The sequence below is a fragment of the Vulgatibacter sp. genome, assembly GCF_041687135.1.
Lineage (GTDB): Bacteria > Myxococcota > Myxococcia > Myxococcales > Vulgatibacteraceae > JAWLCN01.
The window spans coordinates 153,655-174,009 of the sequence record NZ_JAWLCN010000007.1; the positions used below are offsets into that span (position 1 = coordinate 153,655).

The 20,355-nt window shown below is 70.6% G+C and carries 19 protein-coding genes and 3 tRNA genes; 9 read left to right on the top strand and 13 right to left on the bottom strand.

Translation table 11 applies throughout. The annotated features are described in order from the left end of the window. Nucleotides 1–16 precede the first annotated feature (16 nt). Together ACESMR_RS16635 and ACESMR_RS16640 are read right to left on the bottom strand one after the other, a co-directional pair. The gene (locus ACESMR_RS16635) at nt 17–826 is read right to left on the bottom strand and encodes a DUF3108 domain-containing protein (protein ID WP_373048229.1); all 810 of its coding nucleotides are present in this window, start codon (nt 824–826) and stop codon (nt 17–19) included. Beyond that, nucleotides 823–1,482: a DedA family protein gene (locus tag ACESMR_RS16640; protein WP_373048230.1), complete on the bottom strand. Its 660-nt coding sequence runs from the start codon at nt 1,480–1,482 to the stop codon at nt 823–825. The genes ACESMR_RS16635 and ACESMR_RS16640 overlap by 4 nt, the downstream gene beginning before the upstream one ends. A gap of 372 nt (nt 1,483–1,854) precedes the next feature. Here ACESMR_RS16640 and ACESMR_RS16645 point away from each other — a divergent pair, with 372 nt between their 5' ends. Beyond that, nucleotides 1,855–3,378 (top strand): MEDS domain-containing protein, encoded by a 1,524-nt coding sequence (locus tag ACESMR_RS16645; RefSeq protein ID WP_373048231.1) that lies wholly within the window; start codon nt 1,855–1,857, stop codon nt 3,376–3,378. After that, a complete protein-coding gene (locus tag ACESMR_RS16650; protein WP_373048232.1) occupies nt 3,369–3,722 on the top strand; it encodes a response regulator in 354 nt (117 codons plus the stop codon). The genes ACESMR_RS16645 and ACESMR_RS16650 overlap by 10 nt, the downstream gene beginning before the upstream one ends. Before the next feature lie 6 nt (nt 3,723–3,728). Here the strand turns inward: ACESMR_RS16650 and ACESMR_RS16655 are convergent, their stop codons facing one another. From ACESMR_RS16655 to ACESMR_RS16665, 3 genes are read right to left on the bottom strand one after another with little or no spacing between them, the layout of a single operon-like run. Beyond that, nucleotides 3,729–4,607, bottom strand: a complete 879-nt coding sequence (locus ACESMR_RS16655) for a myxosortase-dependent metalloprotease, MXAN_2677/MXAN_2678 family (RefSeq protein WP_373048233.1) — start codon at nt 4,605–4,607, stop codon at nt 3,729–3,731. Further along, nucleotides 4,604–5,497 carry a myxosortase-dependent metalloprotease, MXAN_2677/MXAN_2678 family gene (locus ACESMR_RS16660; protein WP_373048234.1) on the bottom strand — a complete coding sequence of 298 codons (894 nt, stop codon included), beginning with the start codon at nt 5,495–5,497 and terminating at the stop codon, nt 4,604–4,606. The genes ACESMR_RS16655 and ACESMR_RS16660 overlap by 4 nt, the downstream gene beginning before the upstream one ends. Further along, nucleotides 5,494–6,072, bottom strand: coding sequence for a hypothetical protein (locus tag ACESMR_RS16665; RefSeq protein WP_373048235.1), 579 nt, complete (start codon nt 6,070–6,072; stop codon nt 5,494–5,496). The genes ACESMR_RS16660 and ACESMR_RS16665 overlap by 4 nt, the downstream gene beginning before the upstream one ends. Nucleotides 6,073–6,183: 111 nt before the next feature. Between ACESMR_RS16665 and gltX the strand changes: the two genes are divergently transcribed. The 4 genes from gltX to ACESMR_RS16685 all read left to right on the top strand — a co-directional run bounded on the left by gltX (nt 6,184) and on the right by ACESMR_RS16685 (nt 8,155). Continuing rightward, the gene (gene gltX, locus ACESMR_RS16670; protein WP_373048236.1) at nt 6,184–7,602 is read left to right on the top strand and encodes a glutamate--tRNA ligase; all 1,419 of its coding nucleotides are present in this window, start codon (nt 6,184–6,186) and stop codon (nt 7,600–7,602) included. 192 nt (nt 7,603–7,794) lie between these two features. After that, nucleotides 7,795–7,868 (top strand) — tRNA-Gln (locus ACESMR_RS16675). A 76-nt stretch (nt 7,869–7,944) separates the two neighbouring features. Further along, nucleotides 7,945–8,019: transfer RNA gene (locus tag ACESMR_RS16680), tRNA-Glu, on the top strand. A gap of 61 nt (nt 8,020–8,080) precedes the next feature. Next, nucleotides 8,081–8,155: transfer RNA gene (locus ACESMR_RS16685), tRNA-Glu, on the top strand. 120 nt (nt 8,156–8,275) lie between these two features. Here ACESMR_RS16685 and ACESMR_RS16690 read toward each other — a convergent pair. Then, nucleotides 8,276–8,470: a hypothetical protein gene (locus ACESMR_RS16690; protein ID WP_373048237.1), complete on the bottom strand. Its 195-nt coding sequence runs from the start codon at nt 8,468–8,470 to the stop codon at nt 8,276–8,278. Between the two features lie 187 nt (nt 8,471–8,657). On the opposite strand from ACESMR_RS16690, the gene ACESMR_RS16695 reads away from it, so the two are divergent. After that, complete coding sequence (locus ACESMR_RS16695; protein WP_373048238.1) at nt 8,658–10,352, top strand: sensor histidine kinase; 1,695 nt, start codon at nt 8,658–8,660, stop codon at nt 10,350–10,352. Beyond that, entirely contained in the window at nt 10,349–11,701 is a 1,353-nt protein-coding gene (locus tag ACESMR_RS16700) for a sigma-54-dependent transcriptional regulator (protein ID WP_373048239.1), read from the top strand. Before ACESMR_RS16695 ends, ACESMR_RS16700 begins: the two co-directional genes overlap by 4 nt. 99 nt (nt 11,702–11,800) lie before the next feature. On the opposite strand, the gene ACESMR_RS16705 is transcribed toward ACESMR_RS16700, so the two are convergent. Together ACESMR_RS16705 and ACESMR_RS16710 are read right to left on the bottom strand one after the other, a co-directional pair. Then, the gene (locus tag ACESMR_RS16705) at nt 11,801–12,379 is read right to left on the bottom strand and encodes a hypothetical protein (RefSeq protein ID WP_373048240.1); all 579 of its coding nucleotides are present in this window, start codon (nt 12,377–12,379) and stop codon (nt 11,801–11,803) included. Between the two features lie 2 nt (nt 12,380–12,381). After that, on the bottom strand, nt 12,382–13,767 hold the full coding sequence (locus tag ACESMR_RS16710) for an aspartate ammonia-lyase (RefSeq protein ID WP_373048241.1): 1,386 nt from the start codon (nt 13,765–13,767) through the stop codon (nt 12,382–12,384). Between the two features lie 117 nt (nt 13,768–13,884). On the opposite strand from ACESMR_RS16710, the gene ACESMR_RS16715 reads away from it, so the two are divergent. Next, the gene (locus tag ACESMR_RS16715) at nt 13,885–15,108 is read left to right on the top strand and encodes a hypothetical protein (protein WP_373048242.1); all 1,224 of its coding nucleotides are present in this window, start codon (nt 13,885–13,887) and stop codon (nt 15,106–15,108) included. A gap of 10 nt (nt 15,109–15,118) precedes the next feature. On the opposite strand, the gene ACESMR_RS16720 is transcribed toward ACESMR_RS16715, so the two are convergent. The 5 genes from ACESMR_RS16720 to pdhA all read right to left on the bottom strand — a co-directional run bounded on the left by ACESMR_RS16720 (nt 15,119) and on the right by pdhA (nt 20,136). Continuing rightward, a complete protein-coding gene (locus ACESMR_RS16720; protein ID WP_373048243.1) occupies nt 15,119–15,838 on the bottom strand; it encodes a DUF4336 domain-containing protein in 720 nt (239 codons plus the stop codon). A gap of 79 nt (nt 15,839–15,917) precedes the next feature. After that, the gene (locus tag ACESMR_RS16725; protein ID WP_373048244.1) at nt 15,918–16,268 is read right to left on the bottom strand and encodes a hypothetical protein; all 351 of its coding nucleotides are present in this window, start codon (nt 16,266–16,268) and stop codon (nt 15,918–15,920) included. 137 nt (nt 16,269–16,405) lie between these two features. Next, nucleotides 16,406–18,133 (bottom strand): 2-oxo acid dehydrogenase subunit E2, encoded by a 1,728-nt coding sequence (locus ACESMR_RS16730; protein WP_373048245.1) that lies wholly within the window; start codon nt 18,131–18,133, stop codon nt 16,406–16,408. Nucleotides 18,134–18,142: 9 nt separating this feature from the next. Next, entirely contained in the window at nt 18,143–19,123 is a 981-nt protein-coding gene (locus ACESMR_RS16735) for a pyruvate dehydrogenase complex E1 component subunit beta (RefSeq protein WP_373048246.1), read from the bottom strand. Continuing rightward, the gene (pdhA, locus tag ACESMR_RS16740) at nt 19,123–20,136 is read right to left on the bottom strand and encodes a pyruvate dehydrogenase (acetyl-transferring) E1 component subunit alpha (RefSeq protein WP_373048247.1); all 1,014 of its coding nucleotides are present in this window, start codon (nt 20,134–20,136) and stop codon (nt 19,123–19,125) included. Before pdhA ends, ACESMR_RS16735 begins: the two co-directional genes overlap by 1 nt. Nucleotides 20,137–20,355 lie beyond the last annotated feature (219 nt).

Genomic DNA, 20,355 nt, shown 5'->3' on the forward strand with positions numbered 1-20,355 from the left:
CAGCGCCTGCCCTTGCTCAGCGTCCTGCGAGGCTGCCGCCGCGGGTACCGGAGGCGGCGGTGAGCTCGGCCTCGAGACTGCCGACCGGCGCATCCAGCGAAATTTTCACCGGCAAGCGACGGTCGTCCGCCGAGAACCAGACCTTGGCGCGCGTGGCGGCGTCCTTGTCCACCTTGTCCATGATCCGGAGGTCGATGACCGTGGCGAGGAAGCGGCCCGCCTCGGTCTCCACGGTCTCCTCGCCGATCGCCGTCGCCTGCACGGTGATCGCCTTGCCCTTGCGCAGCGAGCGGAAGCTCATCGTCTCCCCCTGCGCCGGCAGGTCCTTGCGGAGGAGGTAGAGCCCCGAGAGCGCGTCCTGCACGCCACCCTCGCCGAACTTCCGGGTCTTCTCCGAGCGCTTGCCGTCCTGCAGGGTGCGCTCGCGCACCTCGCCGGTCTTCTTGTCGAAGCGCATCTCCCTGCGGCGCATGCCCTTGCGCTGCCGCGAGGTGAAGAGGCAGACCTCGGGGGAGAGCTCGTCGCTGACGGTGCAGCTCGCGCTCTGGCGGAGGCCGAAGATCGAATCGGTGGCGCCGACGGTCTTGCCGCTGGCGTGGAGGCGCCACTCGTCGGCGAGCCCCTCCACCCGCAGCTCCGCCTCGCCGGCGGTGATGCCGAGGAGGCTCACCTCGTAGAGGAGGCGCTCGCCGTCGGCGAAGGGCATCGCCTCCGCCGCGACCGGCTGCTCTTCCACGGCGGAAGCCGCTGCCGGAATCTCGTCTGCAAGCGCGAACTGCGGCACCAGGAGCACCGCCGCCAGGATCGTCGTCCACCGATTCTTCATGCAGCCTTCGCTTTCCCCGCCTCCGGGTTTTCGTCCACCGCAGCGGTCGCCGGGACCGCTGCCACCGGGCGCCGCCGCATCCAGCGCGCTGCGCCTGCGACCAAAAGGGTCGCGGCGAGGCCGCCGAGCAGCACCCATTGCACCTGCCGGACGTTGCCGAAGAGGCTCTCCATCCGGTCCCCGAACGCGTAACCGAGCCACACCATCAGTGGCGTCGTCACGAGTGCGGAGAGAGCGTCGGCCAAGAGGAACCGCCGCTCGCTCATCTTTCCGGCGCCCGCCAGGGCGAACGCCGGTGCCCGCAACCCCGCCACGTGGCGGGCCACCACCACGGTGAGCGTGCCCCACCGTGCGTAGTGCGCCTCCAGCCGGGCGAGGCGCCGCGGCGGAAACATCCGCTGCGTGAGCGGATGCGTCGTCAGCGCCGGGCCGAACCTGCGGCCCATGCGGAAGATCATCCAGTCGCCGGCGATCACGCTTCCGTAGCCGAGGAAGAGCGTGACCCAGGGATCGACGATCCCCGTCCGCGCGAGGTAGCCGACCACGAGGAGGACGAGGTCCTCGCTCATGGGCAGGCCGAGCCCCGCTGCCAGCATCAGGAGCACGAGGGCGGCGTAGGTGAAATGGGTGAGAAGGAAGCCGAGACTTTCGATCACGAGGCCTTCTCTCTCCTACCCTTCACGACCGGGCAAGCCGAACGTGAGCCCGGTCTCCATGCCCCCGCCGAACCACCGGGCTCCGGAATTTCGTCCCGGGGCCCGCCGACCGGCGCGAGCGTCACCACGCAGGGGAAGACGCAGCGCCGCCGCCCCGCATTCAAGGGGGCGATCCGGGGGATCCCGGGGGCCGCCCCCGCCCGTTGGGTCGAGCAAGCCGGCGCCGTCCCGGTCGTCCGCCCCTGGCTGGTGGTGGGGGGCTGCCCGGCGCCGCCCGGGGCGCCTATGTAGGCACGGGTGGGCATTTCGAGGCACCGCGCCCCGTTCGGCTGGATTGCACCTCTCTTCACGGTCCCGCACGAGGAGGCCTCGATGATCCAGCCTGACCAGCTCCGCCCGGACGAGACCAGCTGGCAGGAGCTCCCCTCGCCTCCCGCCCACGCCCACGGCGTCCGCTTCTACGAGGAAGACGAGGCCCTCTGCTTCGCGATCGCCGACTACCTCGGGGCGGGGCTCGCCGCTGGGGAAACCGCCATCGCCGTGGTCACCGCCGACCACGCCGCCCGGGTCCGCGCGCTCCTCGCCGAGGCCGGTTTCGATCCCGACGCGCGGCGCCTCGCCATCCTCGACGCGAACGCGCTGCTCGACAGGCTCCTGGTCGACGGCATGCCCGATCCCGGGCGCTTCGAGCAGGAGGTCGCCAGCGTCGTCGCGGCGGTCGCAGCAGGCGGCGCCCCCCGCGTGCGCGCCTTCGGCGAGATGGTCGACCTCCTCTGGCGGGATGGGAACCTGCCCGCAGCGATCCGGCTCGAGGAGCTCTGGAACGATCTCTCCCATCGACACGAATTCGCCCTGCTCTGCGCCTACGTGGTCGACCGCTTCCTCAAGGACACGCACGGCGAGTCGATTCGCGCGATCTGCGCGCTGCACACCCACGTCTTTCCGGGCGAGCAGGGCGCAGGCCCTCCTCCCGTGCGGCACGCCGGGGAGCTCGCCGCCGAGATCGAGCACCGCAAGCGGCTCGCAGCGGCGCTACGCACGGCGGTCTCCGACCTCCGGCGCTCGGTCACCGAGCAGGGACAGGCCAGACGAGCGCTCGAAGACGCTCACGCCGCCCTCGAAGCCGCGCTCGGCGAGCGCGACGCGCTCATCGAGCAGCTGCAGGCGAACGCGCGCTTCAGCGAGCTCTTCGTGGGGATCCTCGGCCACGATCTCCGCAATCCGTTGATGGCGATCGGCACGGCGGCGTCGCTGCTCGAGCGGCGCTCCGAGTGCGAGAAGCTGGCAAAGCCGATCGGGCGGATCCAGTCGAGCGCCGGGCGCATGTCCCGCATGATCGACCAGATCCTCGACTTCACCAGGGTGCGCCTGGGCGCAGGCTTTCCGCTGGCATCGCGGCCGATCGATCTGGCGGACCTCTTCCGGAGCGTCCTCGACGAGCTGCAGGCGACCGATGGCGCAGCGCCGATCGTCTTCGAGGTAGCCGGCGACACCACGGGGCGCTGGGATGCCGACCGACTCGCGCAGCTGGTCTCCAATCTCGCCGGCAACGCCCTGCTCCACCGCAGCCTCGGCTCGACGGTGCGAATCGGGATCGACGGCGCGGCGCCCGGCAGCGTCGTGGCGCGCTTCGACAACGAGGGCCGGATCCCGGCGGAGATCCTGCCGGTGATCTTCGAGCCCTTCCGCGAGGCGAACGAGCGGCGGACGGCACAGTCGAGCGGGCTGGGCCTCGGGCTCTTCATCAGCCGGCAGATCGTGCTCGCCCACGGCGGCAGCATCGCAGTGGAATCGTCCGAAGCCTCGGGCACGAGCGTGGTGGTCGAGCTTCCCCGCGACGCCGCTGCGGTCGCGAGCGGCGGGCCGACCGCGACTCCGGGAGCGCCATGCAGCTGAGCGAGAAGACGATCCTCGTGGTGGAGGACGAAGCCGACATCCGCGACTCCCTCGTCGAGTTCCTCGAGGAGGAGGGCTACCGCGTCGAGGCTGCAGGCGACGGCAGGGCGGCCCTCGAGAAGCTGGCCTGCATCGGCGGGCCCTGCCTCGTCCTGCTCGATCTCGCGATGCCGGTGATGACCGGGGCCGAGGCCTGGCGCGCGATGCAGGCCAACCCGGCCCTCGCCAACATCCCCGTTATCGTCTCCACTTCGGACCCCTCCAAGGCCCCGGAGGGTCTCCCGATCCTCAAGAAGCCCTTCGACCTCGACCGGCTCCTCGCGGCGCTGCGCAGCGCGCTGTAGCGCAATCTACGTGCGCCTGCGCCGCCATCCGAGCAGGCCGAGGGCAGCGCCGACTGCGCCGAGTCCGGCGAGGCCGGAGGCGGTGGCGCAGCCGCCCCCGCCGTCCTCCCGGCGCTGGCCGAAGGCCTCCTCGCAGACGTCGGCCCGCCCGCCCGCCGGGTAGATGGAGCAGAGCCCCTCGATGTCGTCGGTGGAGAGGTCGCGCTTGGCCACTTCGCCCAGCGGCGCCGAGGCGAACATCGTCGAGCCCGGCACCCGCGAGTGATCGAGGCCGAGCAGATGGCCGATTTCGTGCGTCGCGGTGTTGCCCACGTCGGTGGAGACGCACCCCTCCGTCTCGCCGCGGGCGCAGGGCGCACCGTCCGCGACGGTGAAGAGGAAGGAGCCCTCGTTGAACTCGATGTCCGCGTCGAGGATCTCGCCGGTGTCCTGGCGGAAGCTCGTGGTAGTCACCGCGATGACGCCGTCGCCGAAGGCCCAGCAGTCGTGCTCGTTGGCGCAGTCGCCGTCGTCCCAGCAGGGATCGTTGCGGCTCACCACCTCCGCGCAGAGCTCGCTGCGGAAGAGGATCAGGTTGTCGCGCCCGTCGTCTTCGTCGAAGCCGACCGAGCGCGCGCCGCTCGGCGCCTCCTGCCGGAAGGCGATGTGGCTGCACTCCACCGCCTCCCAGGTGTCGAAGGAGCGCTGCAGCGCCGCTTCCAGCGCTGCCCGATCCACGTCTCGCGCGCCCCGCTCGCCCAGGGTCCACGGCAGTTCGGGCTCATCCCAGAAGAGGCAAACCTGCGTGCCTCCGACGAGGCTCCGCTCGTAGGCCCGGGCCGGTGCCGGCGCGAGTGCCCACAGCGCCGCTGCTACAACGACCCAACGAAACCACCGAAACCTCACCGCGACCTCCGCCTCCTCGCCCACGCCAGCGCCGGCAGCAACCCGAGCGCTGCCAGCCCACCACCACCTGCGGCACATCCCAAACCACTACCCGTGGATCCCGAGCTGTCCGATCCGGAGGAGCACGCCTCTGCAGGTCGTGCCGGCTCGCAGATCCAGGTCGCCTCCCCGGCCGGGTAGATGTCGCACAGCGCCTCCACGTCGTCCGCGGCGAGGCTGCGCTTCTGCGTCTCACCATGTGGCGCGGACGCGTACATTGTCGCGGTCCCATCCCGCGAATGGTCCAACCCGATCATGTGGCCGATCTCGTGGACCAGGGTGTTGCGAACGTCGGTTGCCACGCAGCCGCTGACGACCCGGTCCCCGCAGGCAGCCCCGTCGCCCGTGGTGAACTCGAAGGCGGCTGCATTGAACTCAACGTCGGCGTCCACGATTTCCCCGGTGCACTGGGAGAAGGTCGTGGTCGTCACGGCGATGAGCCGGCTCTCGTAGTCCCAGCAATCGTATTCGTCGGCGCACGAGCCGTCGCCGAGGCAGGGATCGCGGGAGGGGACCACCTCGTCGCAAGGCGCGTCGCGGAAGAGCACGACGTTGCTGTTGCTGCCGCGCTGCGTATAACCCACGTCGCGACCGGCGGCGCCCTTCTCGACGAAGACCAGGTCGCTGCAGCCCTGCGACTCCCATTCGTCGAAGGAGAGGCGGATCGCATCCAGCGCCTCCTCCGCAGGCAGGTTGCCGCCGAGCCGCGCGGCGGGGCTCCAGGAGATGCCCCTGCTCTCCCAGTAGAGGCACGAATTCCGCGCGCCCGGGATCTCGGTCCGCTCGTACGCCGCTGCTGCCGATGGGGCGGCGAGCGCCGCTGCTGCCAGCGCGAGGATGCTCTTCTTCACGGGAGCGCCGCCTTCTTCACCTGCTGCTCGAGAATCTGCAGCTGCACCGGGGCCACCTTCGTGGCGGGCACGGGCTCGGTGGTACCGGGCTCGATCAGCTCGAGACCGCTGAGATCGGGCGCCGCCACTTCGTTGCCCTCGGCGTTGCGCTCCACCCGGAGCTTGCCCTGCGCCATCGCGACCACGCGGAGCGGCAGGGTCGGCGCCTGCACCTCGGCGCCCCGGACCGGCGCCCGGAGGAAGACCACCACCTCCTCGCCTTCGGTGAAGCGCGGCGCGCCGTGAACCACCTGCCCGATGCCGCCGTGGGTGCCGCCGGGGACCTGGATCTGCAAGGTCTTGCCGGGGGCGCCCTTCCAGGCCTCGTCGACCCGGAGGGTGACCACCGTGAAGATCCGCTTCCCGTCACGGGAGACCTTCGACTCGGTGGTGGTGACCTTGCCCTTCGCGACGACGTCCGCCTCGCGGGTCATCTCGGTGACGTTGGCCTCGATCATCACCGAGGCGGATGCAGTGCCGGCGAAACCCACCACGAGGGCGGCTGCTGCGGCGAGGACGAAACGGCGAAAACCCATCGGTATTGACCTCCGGAGGCCCGCTGGAGCCTACCATGGAAAGATGGACGTGCCGTTGAAGGGTTGCCTTCAAGGTGCTACATCCGGCGCGACTCTCCGGAGGTGGAACAAATGTCCAGCAAGCCTCGCGTCCGCTTCGCCCCATCGCCCACGGGGTATCTGCACATCGGCGGCGCCCGTACGGCCCTCTTCAACTGGCTGTATGCCCGCCACAACGGCGGAACCTTCGTTCTCCGCATCGAGGACACCGACAAGGAGCGGAGCACCGACGAGAACACCGCCGCCATCCTCGAGGGGCTGCGCTGGCTCGGTCTCGACTGGGACGAGGGTCCCGAGGTCGGCGGCCCCCACGCGCCCTACTTCCAGTCGCAGCGTGGCGATCGCTACCGGAAGTACATCGACCGGCTCCTCGCCGAGGGCAAAGCCTACAAGTGCTACTGCACCCAGGCCGAGATCGAGGCCGATCGCCAGCGGGCGCAGGCGGAGAAGCGGCAGTACCGCTACCCGCGCACCTGCCGCGCGCGCGCCGATCAGCCGGACCTGCCCTTCACCGTCCGCCTCAAGGCGCCGACCGAGGGCGTGACCGCGTTCGACGACCTCGTCTACGGCCACATCGAGGTCCAGAACGAGCAGCTGCAGGACTGGATCATCGCCCGCACCGACGGCTCGCCCATCTACAACTTCGTCGTGGTGATCGACGACATCGAGATGGAGATCAGCCTGGTGATGCGCGGCGAGGACGGGCTCAACAACACGCAGACCCAGCTCACGCTCTACCGCGCGCTGGGCGTGGAGCCGCCGCGCTTCGCCCACCTGCCCTTCATCCTCGGGCAGGACCGCAGCAAGCTCTCCAAGCGCCACGGCCCGGTCTCGGTGACCAAGTACCGCGACGAGGGCTTCCTCCCCGAGGCGATGGTCAACTTCCTCGCCCGCATCGGCTGGAGCTGCGGCGATCAGGAGATCTTCAGCCGCGAAGAGCTGATCGAGAAGTTCAGCATCGAGGGCGTGGGCAACACCGCCGGCGTCTTCCCCGCCGACAAGCTGGTGTGGCTCAACCACGAGCGGATCAAGCACATGGATCCCGACGAGCTCGCCGACCGCGCCGCTCCCTTCGTGGAGAAGGCCGGGCTGCCGATGATCGCCCGGGAGAAGTGGGTGGAGGTCTGCCGGCAGCAGCAGGAGCGGTCCAAGACCCTGGTCGAGCTGGTCGAGGTCTCCCGCTATTTCTTCGTCCGGATCGAGCCAGAGGAGAAGGCCGCGGCCAAATTCCTCGCCGGCCCCTCCCTCGACTACCTGCGCGAGGTCCGCGAGATCCTTTCGGGCGCCGCGGACGTGGAGCCCGCCACCATCGAGCCCCGGTTCCAGGAGATGGCGGCGAAGCACGGACTCGGCCTCGGCAAGATCGCCCAGCCGGTCCGGGTCGCGCTCACCGGGGGCACCGCCTCGCCTGGCATCTACGACGTGATCGCCATCCTCGGCCGCGAGGAGAGCCTCGCCCGCATCGACGCGGTGCTGGCGAGCCGGAGCTGACGCGGACCATCTCACGGCGCCGGCGAAAAATCCGCGCGCCGTGATTTTTCCCGTTGACCCCCGGAGGCGCTTGGCCTACAAGGCTCCTCATCGCAGCGGCGGTGACGCCAACGCGGACCGGAAAGCGGCGGATTCACTGGAAGATTCACCAGCGAGCGCCGGTTCCCGACAAAGTCTATCGGAAGCACCTGCTGGGGGATCGTCTAACGGCAGGACGACGGACTCTGACTCCGTCTATCTAGGTTCGAATCCTAGTCCCCCAGCCACATTTCGCTGGAGCACCCGCCTCGCGGATCGCTTCGGCAGCATCGGATCGTCAGGCCGATGCAGCGACTTGGTGATGGCCCGTTCGTCTAGCGGTTAGGACGTCGGCCTCTCACGCCGAAAACATGGGTTCGATTCCCGTACGGGTCACCAATCGTTTGAAGGGCCAGCTTGTGAGAAGCTGGCCCTTCGCTTTTTAAGTGAGAGGCTTTGTGGCCCGTTCGTCTAGCGGTTAGGACGTCGGCCTCTCACGCCGAAAACATGGGTTCGATTCCCGTACGGGTCACCACATGCCAAGAAGGGCCGGCCGTGAGAAATGGGCCGGCCCTTCGTCTTTTCTGAGAGACGGTTTTGAGAAGGCCGCCTCGGTTTCGACCGGGGCGGCCTTTTCTTTTCCCGTCTGGCGAATTCAGCTCCGCTCGCGCCGGACCGCCCGGTTGCGCCGCTCCGTCCGCTTCGCGCCGCCCTTCGGCGGCTCGGCGAGCGAGCCGAGCTCGAGCGCCCGGTTCGCGTCTGCAGCCAGGGCCTCGATCGCCTCGGGGCCGAGGGCCAGCGCCGCGTGCCGGAGCTTTCCGTGCAGCCGGGTCCAGAAGCCGGTATCCATCTGCCACCTCCCGCGTGTCGTGTGATCGCTACACGAACAGGAGGGCAACCCTACACGAACCCTGTCGACGAGCGAACACCCTGGAGGGGAGGTGGCCTGCCCGGCCGCTGCTGGACGAAGGCGTGCCCGGGGGCTACAGGGATGAACGGGGGATCCCTCGGTGGTTCTCCTTCCCCTGGAGGTAGCCTTGGAGATTTCGGCTTCGCTGCCGATCGCCGGCGACGAACGTCCGCAGAGCCTGCACGTGGCCCGGGCCGAACGCATGGCCTGGCTGGTCCGGCTGCGCTGGGCAGCGCTCGCGAGCGTGCTCGCCGGCGCCGTGGCCGCGCCCTGGCTCGGCATCACCGAGATCGATCACCCGGTGCTCTTCGGCGCCCTCGCTGCAGGCGTCGCCTTCAACGGCTGGATCCTCTGGGGCCTGCGCCGCCATCCGGAGAAGGTCGGCGAGCCCCTCCTCCACGCCCTCCCCGACTTCGGCGCCCTCACCCTCGTGCTCTGGTCCACCGGCGGCGTGGACAACCCCTTCGTCTCCCTCTTCTTCGTCCACGTGCTCCTGGTGAGCGTGCTCTCCGGCAGGCGCTCGGGGCTGCTCGCCTGCGCGGTGGCGCTCTTCTGCGCCGCCTTCCTCTCGTTCGCCGATCTCTACGAGCCCCTGCGCCTCTCGAGCTACACGCCGGACCCCCGCTGGGTCTCGCCGCTCCAGTCGCTGGCCTTCGTGGTCACCCTGCTCGCCTCGGCCTGGGTCGCCGATCGCGCGGCGACCGAGCTCTCGCTGCGCCGGCGCGAGGCGGAGGCCGCCCGGCGCGCGCTCCGGCGCGACGCGGAAATCCTGCTCGCCGCCCTCGATCGTCTCGAGGTCGGCGTCGAGATCCTCCAGCCCGACGGCACCCCCTCCTTCCGCAACCGCCACCTCCTCGAGCGTCGGGACTTCCGCACCGATTGCCCCAGGGATTCGCAGACCTGCGAGACGATCAACGGCGGCTGCCCGGTGGAGGAGGCGCGGCAGGGACGGACCGGCACCTGCCGCTTCGCGGTGATGGATCGCGGTGGAAGGGAGCGGGTGATCGAGCTCCTCTCGTTTCCCCTCTCCGAAGCCAGGCCCGCGCCGGTGCTCCGACTCCACCTCGATCGCACCGAGAACGTGCTCGCCGAGCGCAAGCTCCTCTTCGCCGAGCGCCTCGCCTCCCTCGGTCGCACGGTGCAGGCGGTGGCCCACGAGCTCAACACGCCGCTCGCCACCATCCAGACCCTCGCCGCCGACATGCGCGCCGCCCTGCAGGGCGCGCCGCCGGAGGCGGAGGCCCTCGCCCGCGACCTGGACGAGAGCGCGCTGGTGATCCTCGACGAGATGCGCCGCTGCAGGGAGATCACCCAGGGGCTCCTCGGCGGCAGGGATCAGCTGAGCGGCAACTCGAGCCAGGGACCGACCGTCGCAGGCGACGCCATCCGCCGGGCGGCGACGCTGGTCTTCGGCACCGGCGTCGCCCGCTCCCGCCTCGAGGTGGCGCCGGAGCTCGCCGCCCTCTCGGTGGCGATGGCCCACGACGCGCTGGTGCAGGTCTTCGTCAACCTGCTCCAAAACGCCGCGGACGTGATCGAGGGCAAGCCCGCCGGCAAGGTCCGCGTCGGCGTCCTGCCCGCTGCTCCCGGGCTGGTGCGCCTCTTCGTCGACGACGACGGGCCCGGCCTCTCCCCCGGAACGCGTGACCGCGTCTTCGAGGCGTTCTATACGACCAAGCCGCCGGGCAAGGGCACCGGCCTCGGGCTCTACACCGCACGCAGCCTCGTCCGCGAAGCGGGCGGGTCGCTGGATCTCGCCGACGCGCCAGGCGGCGGCGCCCGGGCGCTGCTCGACCTGCCCGCTGGAGGAACCACCTCGTGACCCATCCGCGCATCCTCGTGGCAGACGACGACAACGCCTTTCGCCTCGCCATGAGCAAGGCCCTCGGCCGCCTCGGCTTTCCGGTGGAGGAGGCCGCCACCGGCATGGACGCGATCCTCGCGCTCCGCAGCGGCAGGAGCGACGTGGCGCTGCTCGATCTCCAGCTCGGCGACATCGACGGCCTCGAGGTCCTCCGCCAGAGCCAGGGCAGCCGCACCCGGGTGATCGTGGTCACCGGCCACGGCACCATCCCCGCAGCGGTGGAGGCTTTGCGCCTCGGCGCGGTCAACTTCGTCCAGAAGCCGGTGGATGCGCCGAGCCTGCTCCCGCTCCTCGAGGACGCGGTGGCCCATCCGCACGAGGAGGAGGCGGCGGGCAACCTCGGCCTCGCCGGCAACAGCGCCGCGCTGGGGCGCGTCCGCGAGCTGATCCGCCGCGCCGGCCCCACCGACGAGACCGTGCTCGTCACCGGCGAGAGCGGCACCGGCAAGGAGCTCGTCGCCCGTGCGCTCCATGCCTCGAGCAACCGCGCGAAGATGCCCTTTGTCGCCTTCAACTGCGCGCAGGCCCACCGCGATCTCTTCGACGCCGAGCTCTTCGGCTACGTGAAGGGCGCGTTCACCGGCGCCACCCAGGACCGCCTCGGCCTCTTCCGCGAGGCCAACGGCGGCACGCTCTTCCTCGACGAGGTGGGCGAGCTGCCCGAGGGCGCGCAGGCGAAGCTGCTGCGTGCGCTGGAGACCCGCAGCGTGCGGCCGGTGGGCGGCGCCCGCGAGGAGCCCGTCGACGTGCGGGTGATCGCCGCCACCAACCGCGACCTCGCCGAGGAGGTCCGCAGCGGCCGCTTCCGCGAGGATCTCTTCTACCGGCTCCACGTGCTCTCGGTGGGCGTGCCCCCGCTCCGGCAGCGCAAGGAGGACCTCGCGCCCATCGCGAAGACCCTGCTGGTGCGCTGCTGTGGCGGCAGCCGCACGGTGAGCCTCGACGAGAGCGCCGTCGCCGAGCTGGAGCGCTACGACTGGCCGGGCAACGTCCGCGAGCTCGCCAACGTGCTCAAGCGCGCGGCGATCTTCTGCAGCGGCCAGGCCCTCGATGCCGCCGACATCCGCGAGGCGGTGGGCGCGTCGATCTTCAACCACCCCGAGGCGCGGGCTGCGGCGCGGCCCGCTGCGGTGGACACCGACGGCGGCAACGAGACGACCCTCGCCGACCTCGAGAAGAAGCACATCCTCGACACCTTCGAGCGGATGGGCGGCAACGTCACCCGGGTGGCGCAGGCCCTCGGCATCGACCGCCGCACGCTGCAGCGCAAGCTCAAGGGCTTCGGCCGCGACACCGGCGAGGATTGATCGCGAAGCCGAAGGCGGAGCAAACGCAGGGACCGTCTCTCGCGCGTAGCGCGAGCCGAGGAATCGGTCCCGCCGATGCGCGGCCGCTTGCTCGTGCGCTCACATCGACTCGAGCAGGAACTCGTAGTCGAGGATCCGCGGCACCGACGGGAACTCCTCGAGGAAGCGCCGCCGCTCCTCCCGCGGCACGATGAGGTAGGCGACCTCCTCGAAGGTGAAGGCGAGGTCGTGCGGCACCCGCCACTCCCGCTCGTAGGTCGGGTTCTCGACCTCCACCTCGAAGGGCTTCACGAAGGGATAGAGCCGCGGGTCCACCGGCGGCGTGTGCTCCTCGTCGAGCAGATCGCGGCGCAGGTAGATCACCGGCATGCCCCCTTGCGCGTAGACGAAGCGCTTGTCGAAGCCGATGCCGTGGGCGGGGCTGCGGGGCGCGGTGGGAACGATGAGGCCGAGGAGCGGCGCCTCGGTGAGACAGACCGCGTCCGCGTCTCGGCCCTGCCCCGCGCAGCGATCCCCCACCGGCCTCGCGTAGATCCGCCGCTGCCGGAGGATCCGGCGCAGCACCTGCCCCGGGGAGAGCTTGCCCTCGTCGCTCTCCACCTCCTTGGTGAAGTGGGTCACGTAGAGGCTCTGGTCCCTGCGGCGCCGCACCTCCCTGCCGAAATCGTGGTGCTGCATCTTCAGCCCCCAGCCAGCTTCGCCGGATCGAGGAGACGCGCCGCCTCGTCTGCAGGCATCACCCCCTCGTGGACCACCTGCGCCTCGATCGTGCGCCCCTCCGCCACGGCGCGCTTGGCGATCCCCGAGGCGGCCGTGTAGCCGAGCTTCGGCATGAGGGCGAGGACGAGCTGCTGCGATCGCCGCGCGTAGTCGGCGCAGCGCGCCTCGTCGGCCCGCAGCCCCTGGATGCATTTGTGATCGAAGACCCCCACCGCGTTGGCGAGGATCGTCTCCGCCTCGAGCAGCGCGTGGGCCGCCACCGGAAAGAAGACGTTGAGCTCGAGCTGCCCGGAGGCGGTGGCCCAGGCCACGGTGGCGTCACAGCCGATCACCCGGGCGCAGACCTGCCCCACCATCTCCGCGATCGAGGGGTTCACCTTGCCCGGCATGATCGAGGAGCCGGGCTGCACCGCAGGCAGGAGGAGCTCGCCGATGCCGGTGCTCGGCCCCGAGGCGAGGAGACGGACGTCCGAGGAGATCCGGTAGAGATCGAGGGCGAAGTCGCGGATCGACGAGGAGAGCGCCTGCGCGGGACGGAGCGATTGCATCGCCTCGTAGAGATCCGGCGCCGATCGCAGGGGCAGCCCGCTGATCCGGGCGAGGTGCTCCACCACCTTCTCGCGGTAGCCCTCCGCCGCGGTGAGCCCCGTTCCCGCCGCGGTGCCGCCGATCCCGAGCTCGGCGCATTCCGCCGCGGCGGCGCCGATCCGCGCCACGTGGCGCCGCACGTTCTCCGCCCAGGCGCCGACCTCCCGCCCGAGGCGGATCGGCGCTGCGTCCTGCAGGTGGGTGCGCCCGCTTTTCACCACGTGGTGGAATTCCTGCGCCTTCCCCTCGATCGATTCGGCGAGGCCTCCCATCGCAGCGAGGAGCGGCTGCGCCTGCTCGAGCACCGCCAGCCGCAGCGCGGTGGGGAAGACGTCGTTGGTCGACTGCGCCTTGTTGACGTGGTCGTTGGGGTGGACCCTGTCGCCGGGCGTGCGCGCCCCGCCGAGGATCTCGCTGGCGCGGCTCGCGATCACCTCGTTGGTGTTCATGTGGTGCGAGGTGCCGGCGCCCGCCTGGTAGGGATCGACCACGAACTGGTCGAGGAGCGCGCCGCCGAGGATCTCGTCGCAGGCCCGGACGATGGCGTCGGCGATGGTCGCGTCGAGGTGGCCCCCGTCCCTGTGGGCGAGGGCCGCCGCCTTCTTGAGCTGCACGGTGGCGCGGACCAGGGCGGGATGGGGGCCGTGGCCGGAGATGGGGAAGTTGGCCACCGCCCTGGCGGTCTGGGCGCCCCAATAGGCGGCGCCGGGGACCTCGATCGCGCCGAGCGGGTCCTGCTCGATTCGTGTCTGGGACATTGCCCCCATCTATGGGTGGTACCCGCCATCAACAAGCCGCCCACCGGGGGTGCGCCTGCCTCTTCGCCTGCTGCGGACGTTGGCCATCGCTCTCCATCCGGGTAGGCTTGCCTCCCGATGCGCCGTTTCTGCCTCTCCCTCGTCTTCGCCGCCCTCGCTGCTGGCTGCGCCACCAGCTCCTCCTCCGTCGCCACCACGCAGCGGGACCTGCCGCCGATCGAGACCCGCGCCCTGCGCGGCACCGAGCGCTTCCGCGTCGTCACCGAGGGGCTCGAGCCCGAGGTGGCGGTGGAGGGCGTGCTGCCCGAGGACGTCACCCTCGGCAGGGCGGTCCTCGAGGCGACGCTCCAGGCCCTCCCTGCAGGCGAGCCGCCCCGCCCCGGCGCCATCGTCGACCTGCGCCTCGGCAGGGCCAGCGCCCGGGTCCAGCTGGTGAGCGCCTCGGGCAATGCGCTCCTCGTGGTCGACGTGCCGCCCACCGGCGCCAGCGTCCGCCCGAAGAAGGCGATGGCCACCGCCGCCTTCGCCCGCGCGCACCTGGCCTGGGAGGGCGGCGACGCTGCCGCCGCACGCACGCTCGCCCTCGCCGCGGTCCGGCTCCTCCCAGGCGATCCCCTCGAGGCCGGGAGCGAGGAATCGCTCGAGGAGGCCAACGCGCAGAACCACCTCGCCTGGGCACTCCTGGCACAGCTCTCCGATGGCGCCGAGCGCGAGCGCTGGTACGTCGGCGCCCTCGAGCGCTCCGCCGCCTACCTCGCCACGCAGCTCGGCGGACCGCCGGCTGCGCTCCTCGAGCCCCACCGCGAGGAGCTCTTCGCAGCGGCCCGGGCGATCGTCGAGGAGAACCTCGCCGCCTACGCGAAGGCCGAGCGCCGCGGCGGCGCCGGCGGCCCGGTGGAGTTCCCCTCGCCGATCTGGACCACCCCCCGGCAGCCGGTGCTCCTCCCGGCGGAGTTCGTCGGGCTCTACGCCGGCGAGGGCACCGCGGCGCTCCTGCGCAGCGACGCCTTCCTCGCCCTGGCGGTGGATGCCTTCGAGCGGCTCCGCGCCGATCCGGTGGAGCTCCTCCTCGCCACCCGGGAGATCCGCTCGCTCTACCTGCAGGAGGATCTCTTCGCCGCGGCGTCGCCCGAGGGCAGGCCCTTCGACAAAATGCTCTCCGCGCTCATCGCGGACGTGGCCCGGAAGGCTGCGGCCGGCCTCACCGAGGCGGAGATCGCCGCGACCTTCGGCGCCGAGGCGGACGCGCGCACGCTGGCGCTGGCCCGCACCAAGCTCGCGGCGCAGCGGGATCGCGAGGCCTCCTGGTACGGCGCGGCGCTCCACGCCGCGGACCGGTAGCGGGAGAGGATCAGGCGACCCGGGTGCCGCCCTCCGCCTCGTCGCCGAGGAGGAAGCGGTAGGCCTGCTCGAAGATCGCCTTGCCGCCGGTCTCGATCAGGTGGCCGTGGGCGAGGACCACGCGGTCGAAATCCCAGCCGGCGATCCGCGCGATCGAGGGCCGCGCCTCGCGGGTGAAGGTGAGCTTCATGTCGAGGGGCGGCCCGGGCTTCTCGTAGAGGCCGAAGGCCCGCCCCACCATCCGCATCTCCCACGAAGAGTCGCGGTGGGCCGATTCCATCAAGTCGGCGAGGACGAGCGTGCGCGTGTCGCGGTGGAAGAAGGCGACCTCGTCGAGGTAGCGGTGGCCGTGGACCACCTGCTGATCGATCTCGCCGAGCCAGCCCGCCGGCGCCTCGTCGCCGAGGACGGTGGCGGGCTGCAGGTCGGGCCGCTTCTTCGGCAGCCCTGGCGAGACGAAGAGCTGCGAACCGGGGAAGCGCTGGCGGAAGGCGCCGGCGTAGAGGTGGTGCAGCTTGCTCGGCGCCACCACCCACCTCACCGGCCCGAGCTGCTGCAGCGCCTCCACCAGCAGATCGTCCGGCTCCACCGGCGAGTGGACCCAGAGGTCGCCGCTGCGGAGGCGAACGACCGTCATCCGGGTGCCCATCGGCACGCCGTAGAAGCGCAAGGGGCGCTCCGCGATCCAGACGCGATCCGCGACGAGGGGACGAAGGGTGCTGTTGTCCATGGACGGGATCGTACGACGGCCCGCACGGCGGCCGGTAGTGCGCCCCCCTGCCCCGCACCTGTGGAAAGCCGCCGAAACGTCAGCCGATGGGTACTTCGCCGCCGCCGAGTTCCTCCTCCCGGAGCCAGCCCACCCGATCGGCGAGGAGGACCTCGTAGCCGACGGGGCGATCCGCCGCGGTGGAGAAGAAGGGCTGCAGCGCCGCCACCAGGCGCCCGAGGCCGCCGTTGCCCTGGAAGCGACGGGCGCATTCCTCCTCGAGCCAGAAGTCGACGGCGAGGGCGCTGCCGGTCTCCGGATCGCCGAGGAAGAGGCAGCCCAGGTAGCCGTCGAGCTGCTGCTTGGGGCCAAGCCCCTCGTCGTGGAAGACGCGCTTCGCGTCGTTCATCCGCTCGGGGAGGAAGTGGTAGCGGGTGACGCCTGCGTACATGGCGGAAGGGCTCCTTGCCTTGCGGGTCCACGACGCCAAGCTGTGTCGCCGCGGGCAGGATGCATCCCCCGAAGAGAAGAAGGCCGCCCCCACGCGGTGGTGGAGACGGCCTTCGAGCTGCAATCTGGCTCTGGGGATCAGCCCACCAGCATCCGCATCGGGTTCTCCAGGGCGCGCTTCACGGCCTGGAGGAACTGCGCGCCCACGGCGCCGTCGACGATGCGGTGATCACCCGAGTAGCCGATCCGCATCCGGTGGCCGACGACGATCTGGCCCTTCTCCACCACCGGCTCCTCGCGGACCTTGCCCACCGAGACGATGGAGGCCTGGGGCGGGTTGACGATGGCATAGAAGTGCTCGATGTCGAACATGCCGAGGTTCGACACGGTGATCGTGCCGCCCTGGTACTCGTCCGGCTTGAGCTTCTTGTCGCGGGCCTTCGTCGCCAGCTCGCGGACCTGGCGGTTCATCTCGCCGAGGCTCATCCGGTCGGCGCTGCGGAGCACCGGCGTGATGAGACCGTCCTCGAGGGCCACCGCCACACCGAGGTTCACCTCCGCCGGGATCGACAGGGTGTTCTCGTCGACGAGCTGGGCGTGGACCCGCGGGAACTCCCGCACGCCCATCGCCACCGCCTTGAGGATCAGGTCGTTGATCGAGAACTGCACCTCGGCGGCCTTGGCCTCCGCCCGGAACTTCACCGCCTGCGCCATGTCGACGTCCATGGTCAGGTAGAAGTGCGGGATGTCGCGCTTGGCCTGCTGGAGGTTGCGCGCGATCGCCTTGCGCATCTGCGACATCGGCTGGGTCTGCGCCGCTGCGGCGACCGCAGGGGCAGCTGCCGGTGCGGCAGCAGCGGCGGCACTGGCCGGGGCACGGCTCGCCTGCTGCACGTCCTCGCGGGTGATCCGCCCGCCGGGGCCGGTGCCCTGGAGCGTGGTGAGATCGACGCCCATCTCCGCCGCCATCTTCCGGGCGACCGGGGAGGCGCGGACCTTCTCACCGCTGGCGGTGCGGCCGGCCTTCGGCACCGGCGGCGCCATGGTGTGGCCCCAGCCGAAGGTGATGCCGGGGATCTCGCCGGGGGCGCTGCGCTTGCGGTACTCGGCTGCTGCAGGCTGGATGGCGCCTGCTGCAGGCTTCGAAGGCTTCCACTGCACCTTCTCGCCCTTGTCCGCTGCGGGAGCGGGAGCGGGAGCCGGCGCAGCGGCGGCAGGTGCAGCAGGAGCTGCGCCGCCGGCGACCGCCTGCCAGTTGGCGCCCGGCTCACCGATCACCGCGATCACGCCGCCGACCGGCGCAGCAGCGCCGTCGCCGACGAGGATCTTGAGGATGGTGCCGCCCTCGTAGGCCTCCATCTCCAGCGTGGCCTTGTCGGTCTCCACCTCGGCGATCGGATCGCCGGTGCGGACCTTGTCGCCTTCCTTGACCAGCCACTTCTGGATGGTGCCCTCGGTCATGGTGTCCGAGAGCTTGGGCATCTGCACCGCGGTGGCCTTGCCGCCTGCCCCGGCAGCCGCAGGAGCAGCCGCAGGTGCAGCAGCGGGAGCGGGCGCAGCAGCAGGAGCCGGCGCGGGCGCCGCCTTCGGCGCAGCGGCGCCACCGGCAGCAGCCTGCCAATCCTCGCCGGCCTTGCCGACCACGGCGATGACCGAGCCCACCGCTGCGGAGGCGCCGTCGGCGCTCAGGATCTTGAGGATGGTGCCGGCCTCGTAGGCCTCCATCTCCAGGGTGGCCTTGTCGGTCTCCACCTCGGCGATGGGATCGCCCGCCCGGACGGTGTCACCCTCCTTGACCAGCCACTTCTGGATGGTGCCCTCGGTCATGGTGTCCGAGAGCTTCGGCATCTGGATCGCGCTTGCCACGGACTACCCCTACCGCACGTTGAGGGTGAGCTTCACGGTCTCGACCACGCTCGAGGCGTCCGGCCGGGCCAGCTTCTCGAGGGCCATCGAATAGGGCATCGGCACGTCACCGCCGGTGACGCGCATCACCGGTGCGTCGAGGACGTCGAAGCAGGCGCGCTGCACGATGTCGGAGATGGTGGAGCCCACGTTGAAGTAGGGCCAACCCTCCTCGACGATCACGCAGCTGCCGGTCTTGCGCACCGAGTTGACGATGATCTCCTCGTCGAGCGGCCGGATCGTGCGGGGGTCGACGACCTCCACCTCGATGCCCTGCTTCGCCAGCTCCTCGGCGCCGTCCATCGCCAGTTTGAGGGCACGGCCCCAGGCGACGACGGTGCAGTGGCTGCCCTCGCGCTTGATGTCGCCCACGCCGATCGGGATGGTGTACTCGCCGTCGGGCACCATGCCCTTCCACGCGTACATGGTCTCGCTTTCCATGAAGCAGACCGGGTCGTCGTCGCGGATGGCGCTCTTGAGGAGCCCCTTCGCGTCGGCGGGGGTGCCGGGCACGATCACCTTGAGGCCCGGGAAGTAGGCGTACTGCGCCTCGAAGAACTGCGAGTGCTGCGCAGCCAGCGAGTGCGCCGCGCCGTTCGGGCCGCGGAAGACGATCGGGCACTTGAGGGCGCCGGCGCTCATGTAGCGCATCTTCGCCGCGGTGTTGACGATCTGGTCCATCGCGAGGATCGCGAAGTTCCAGGTCATCACCTCGATGATCGGCCGCAGGCCGGCCATCGCCGCACCCACGCCGAGGCCGGCGAAGCCGAGCTCGGAGATCGGCGAGTCGATCACCCGCTTCGAGCCGTATTTGTCGAGCAGGCCCTTCGACACCTTGTAGGCGCCGTTGTAGGCGCCGACTTCCTCACCCATGAGGAAGACGTCGCCGTCGCGGCCGAGTTCCTCGTCGAGGGCCTCGTTCAGGGCTTCACGGAAGGTGAGCTCACGCATCACTTGCTCTCCCCGCGGCGGATCGGATCCACGTAGATGTCGGCGTAGAGCTGGGAGGGCTCCGGCCACGGCGACTCGTCGGCGAACTTCACCGACCCGTCCACGTCCTTCTCCACCTGCTCCTCGATGGCGGTGAAGTCGGCGTCCTTCGCCAGCTTCTTCTTCGTCATGTAGTCGCGGAGCTTCGGGATCGGGTCGTTCTTGCGCTCGGTCTCGACCTCGTCGCGGGTGCGGTAGACCGCCGGATCCGACATCGAGTGGCCGCGGAACCGGTAGGTGCGGGCCTCGAGGAGCGTCGGACCCTCACCGGCCCTGGCGCGATCCGCGGCGCGCTTCACCGCGTCGTACATCGCCAGCGCGTCCATGCCGTCGACCGGCTCGCCGGGGATGTTGTGGGCGGAGCCGCGCTTCCAGACCTCGACCTCCGCGGAGGAGACCTTGATCGGCGTGCCCATGCCGTAGCGGTTGTTCTCGCAGATGAAGATCGCGGGGACCTTCCAGAGCGCCGCCATGTTGAGCGCCTCGTGGAAGGCGCCCTGGTTCACCGCCGCCTCGCCGAAGTAGCAGACGGTCACGCGCTTGTCGTCCCGGTAGTGGGACGCGAAGGCGGTGCCGAGTGCCAGCGGGATCTGCGCGCCGACGATGCCCCAGCCGCCGTAGAAATGGCGGGGGATATCGAAGAGATGCATCGATCCGCCCTTGCCGCCGGCCACACCCGTCGCCTTGCCGAAGAGCTCGGCCATGACCGGCCCCGGGGGCGTGCCGCGGGCCAGGATCTGGCCGTGATCGCGGTAGGCGGTGATGACGTAGTCGTCATCGTTGAGCGCTGCCTCGGTGCCGACCGCAACGGCCTCCTGGCCGATGTAGAGGTGGCAGAAGCCGCCGATCTTCTGCAGGCCGTACTGCTGGGCCGAGCGCTCCTCGAAGCGCCGCAGCAAGTACATCTGCCGATACATCTCGATCAGGGTGTCGCGATCGAGCTTTTCCGCGAGCCCGTACCTGGGGTTCGCCACCGTGGGACCTCCTCCCGGTAAAAAATCGCGCGAGAGATAGGGTCTCCCTGTCGTCCAGTCAAAGGAAAAGGGGCGACGCGCCGCGTTGCGCCAGGGGTCGCTGGGCCACCGCATGCCTGCCTGGAATGGGCTGCAACGCCCTCCCGACGGGCTCCGGCGGGCCAAAGGTCGGCTCCTTGACACCCTGCGCCACCCGGCGCTATTCACCGCGCCGACCCG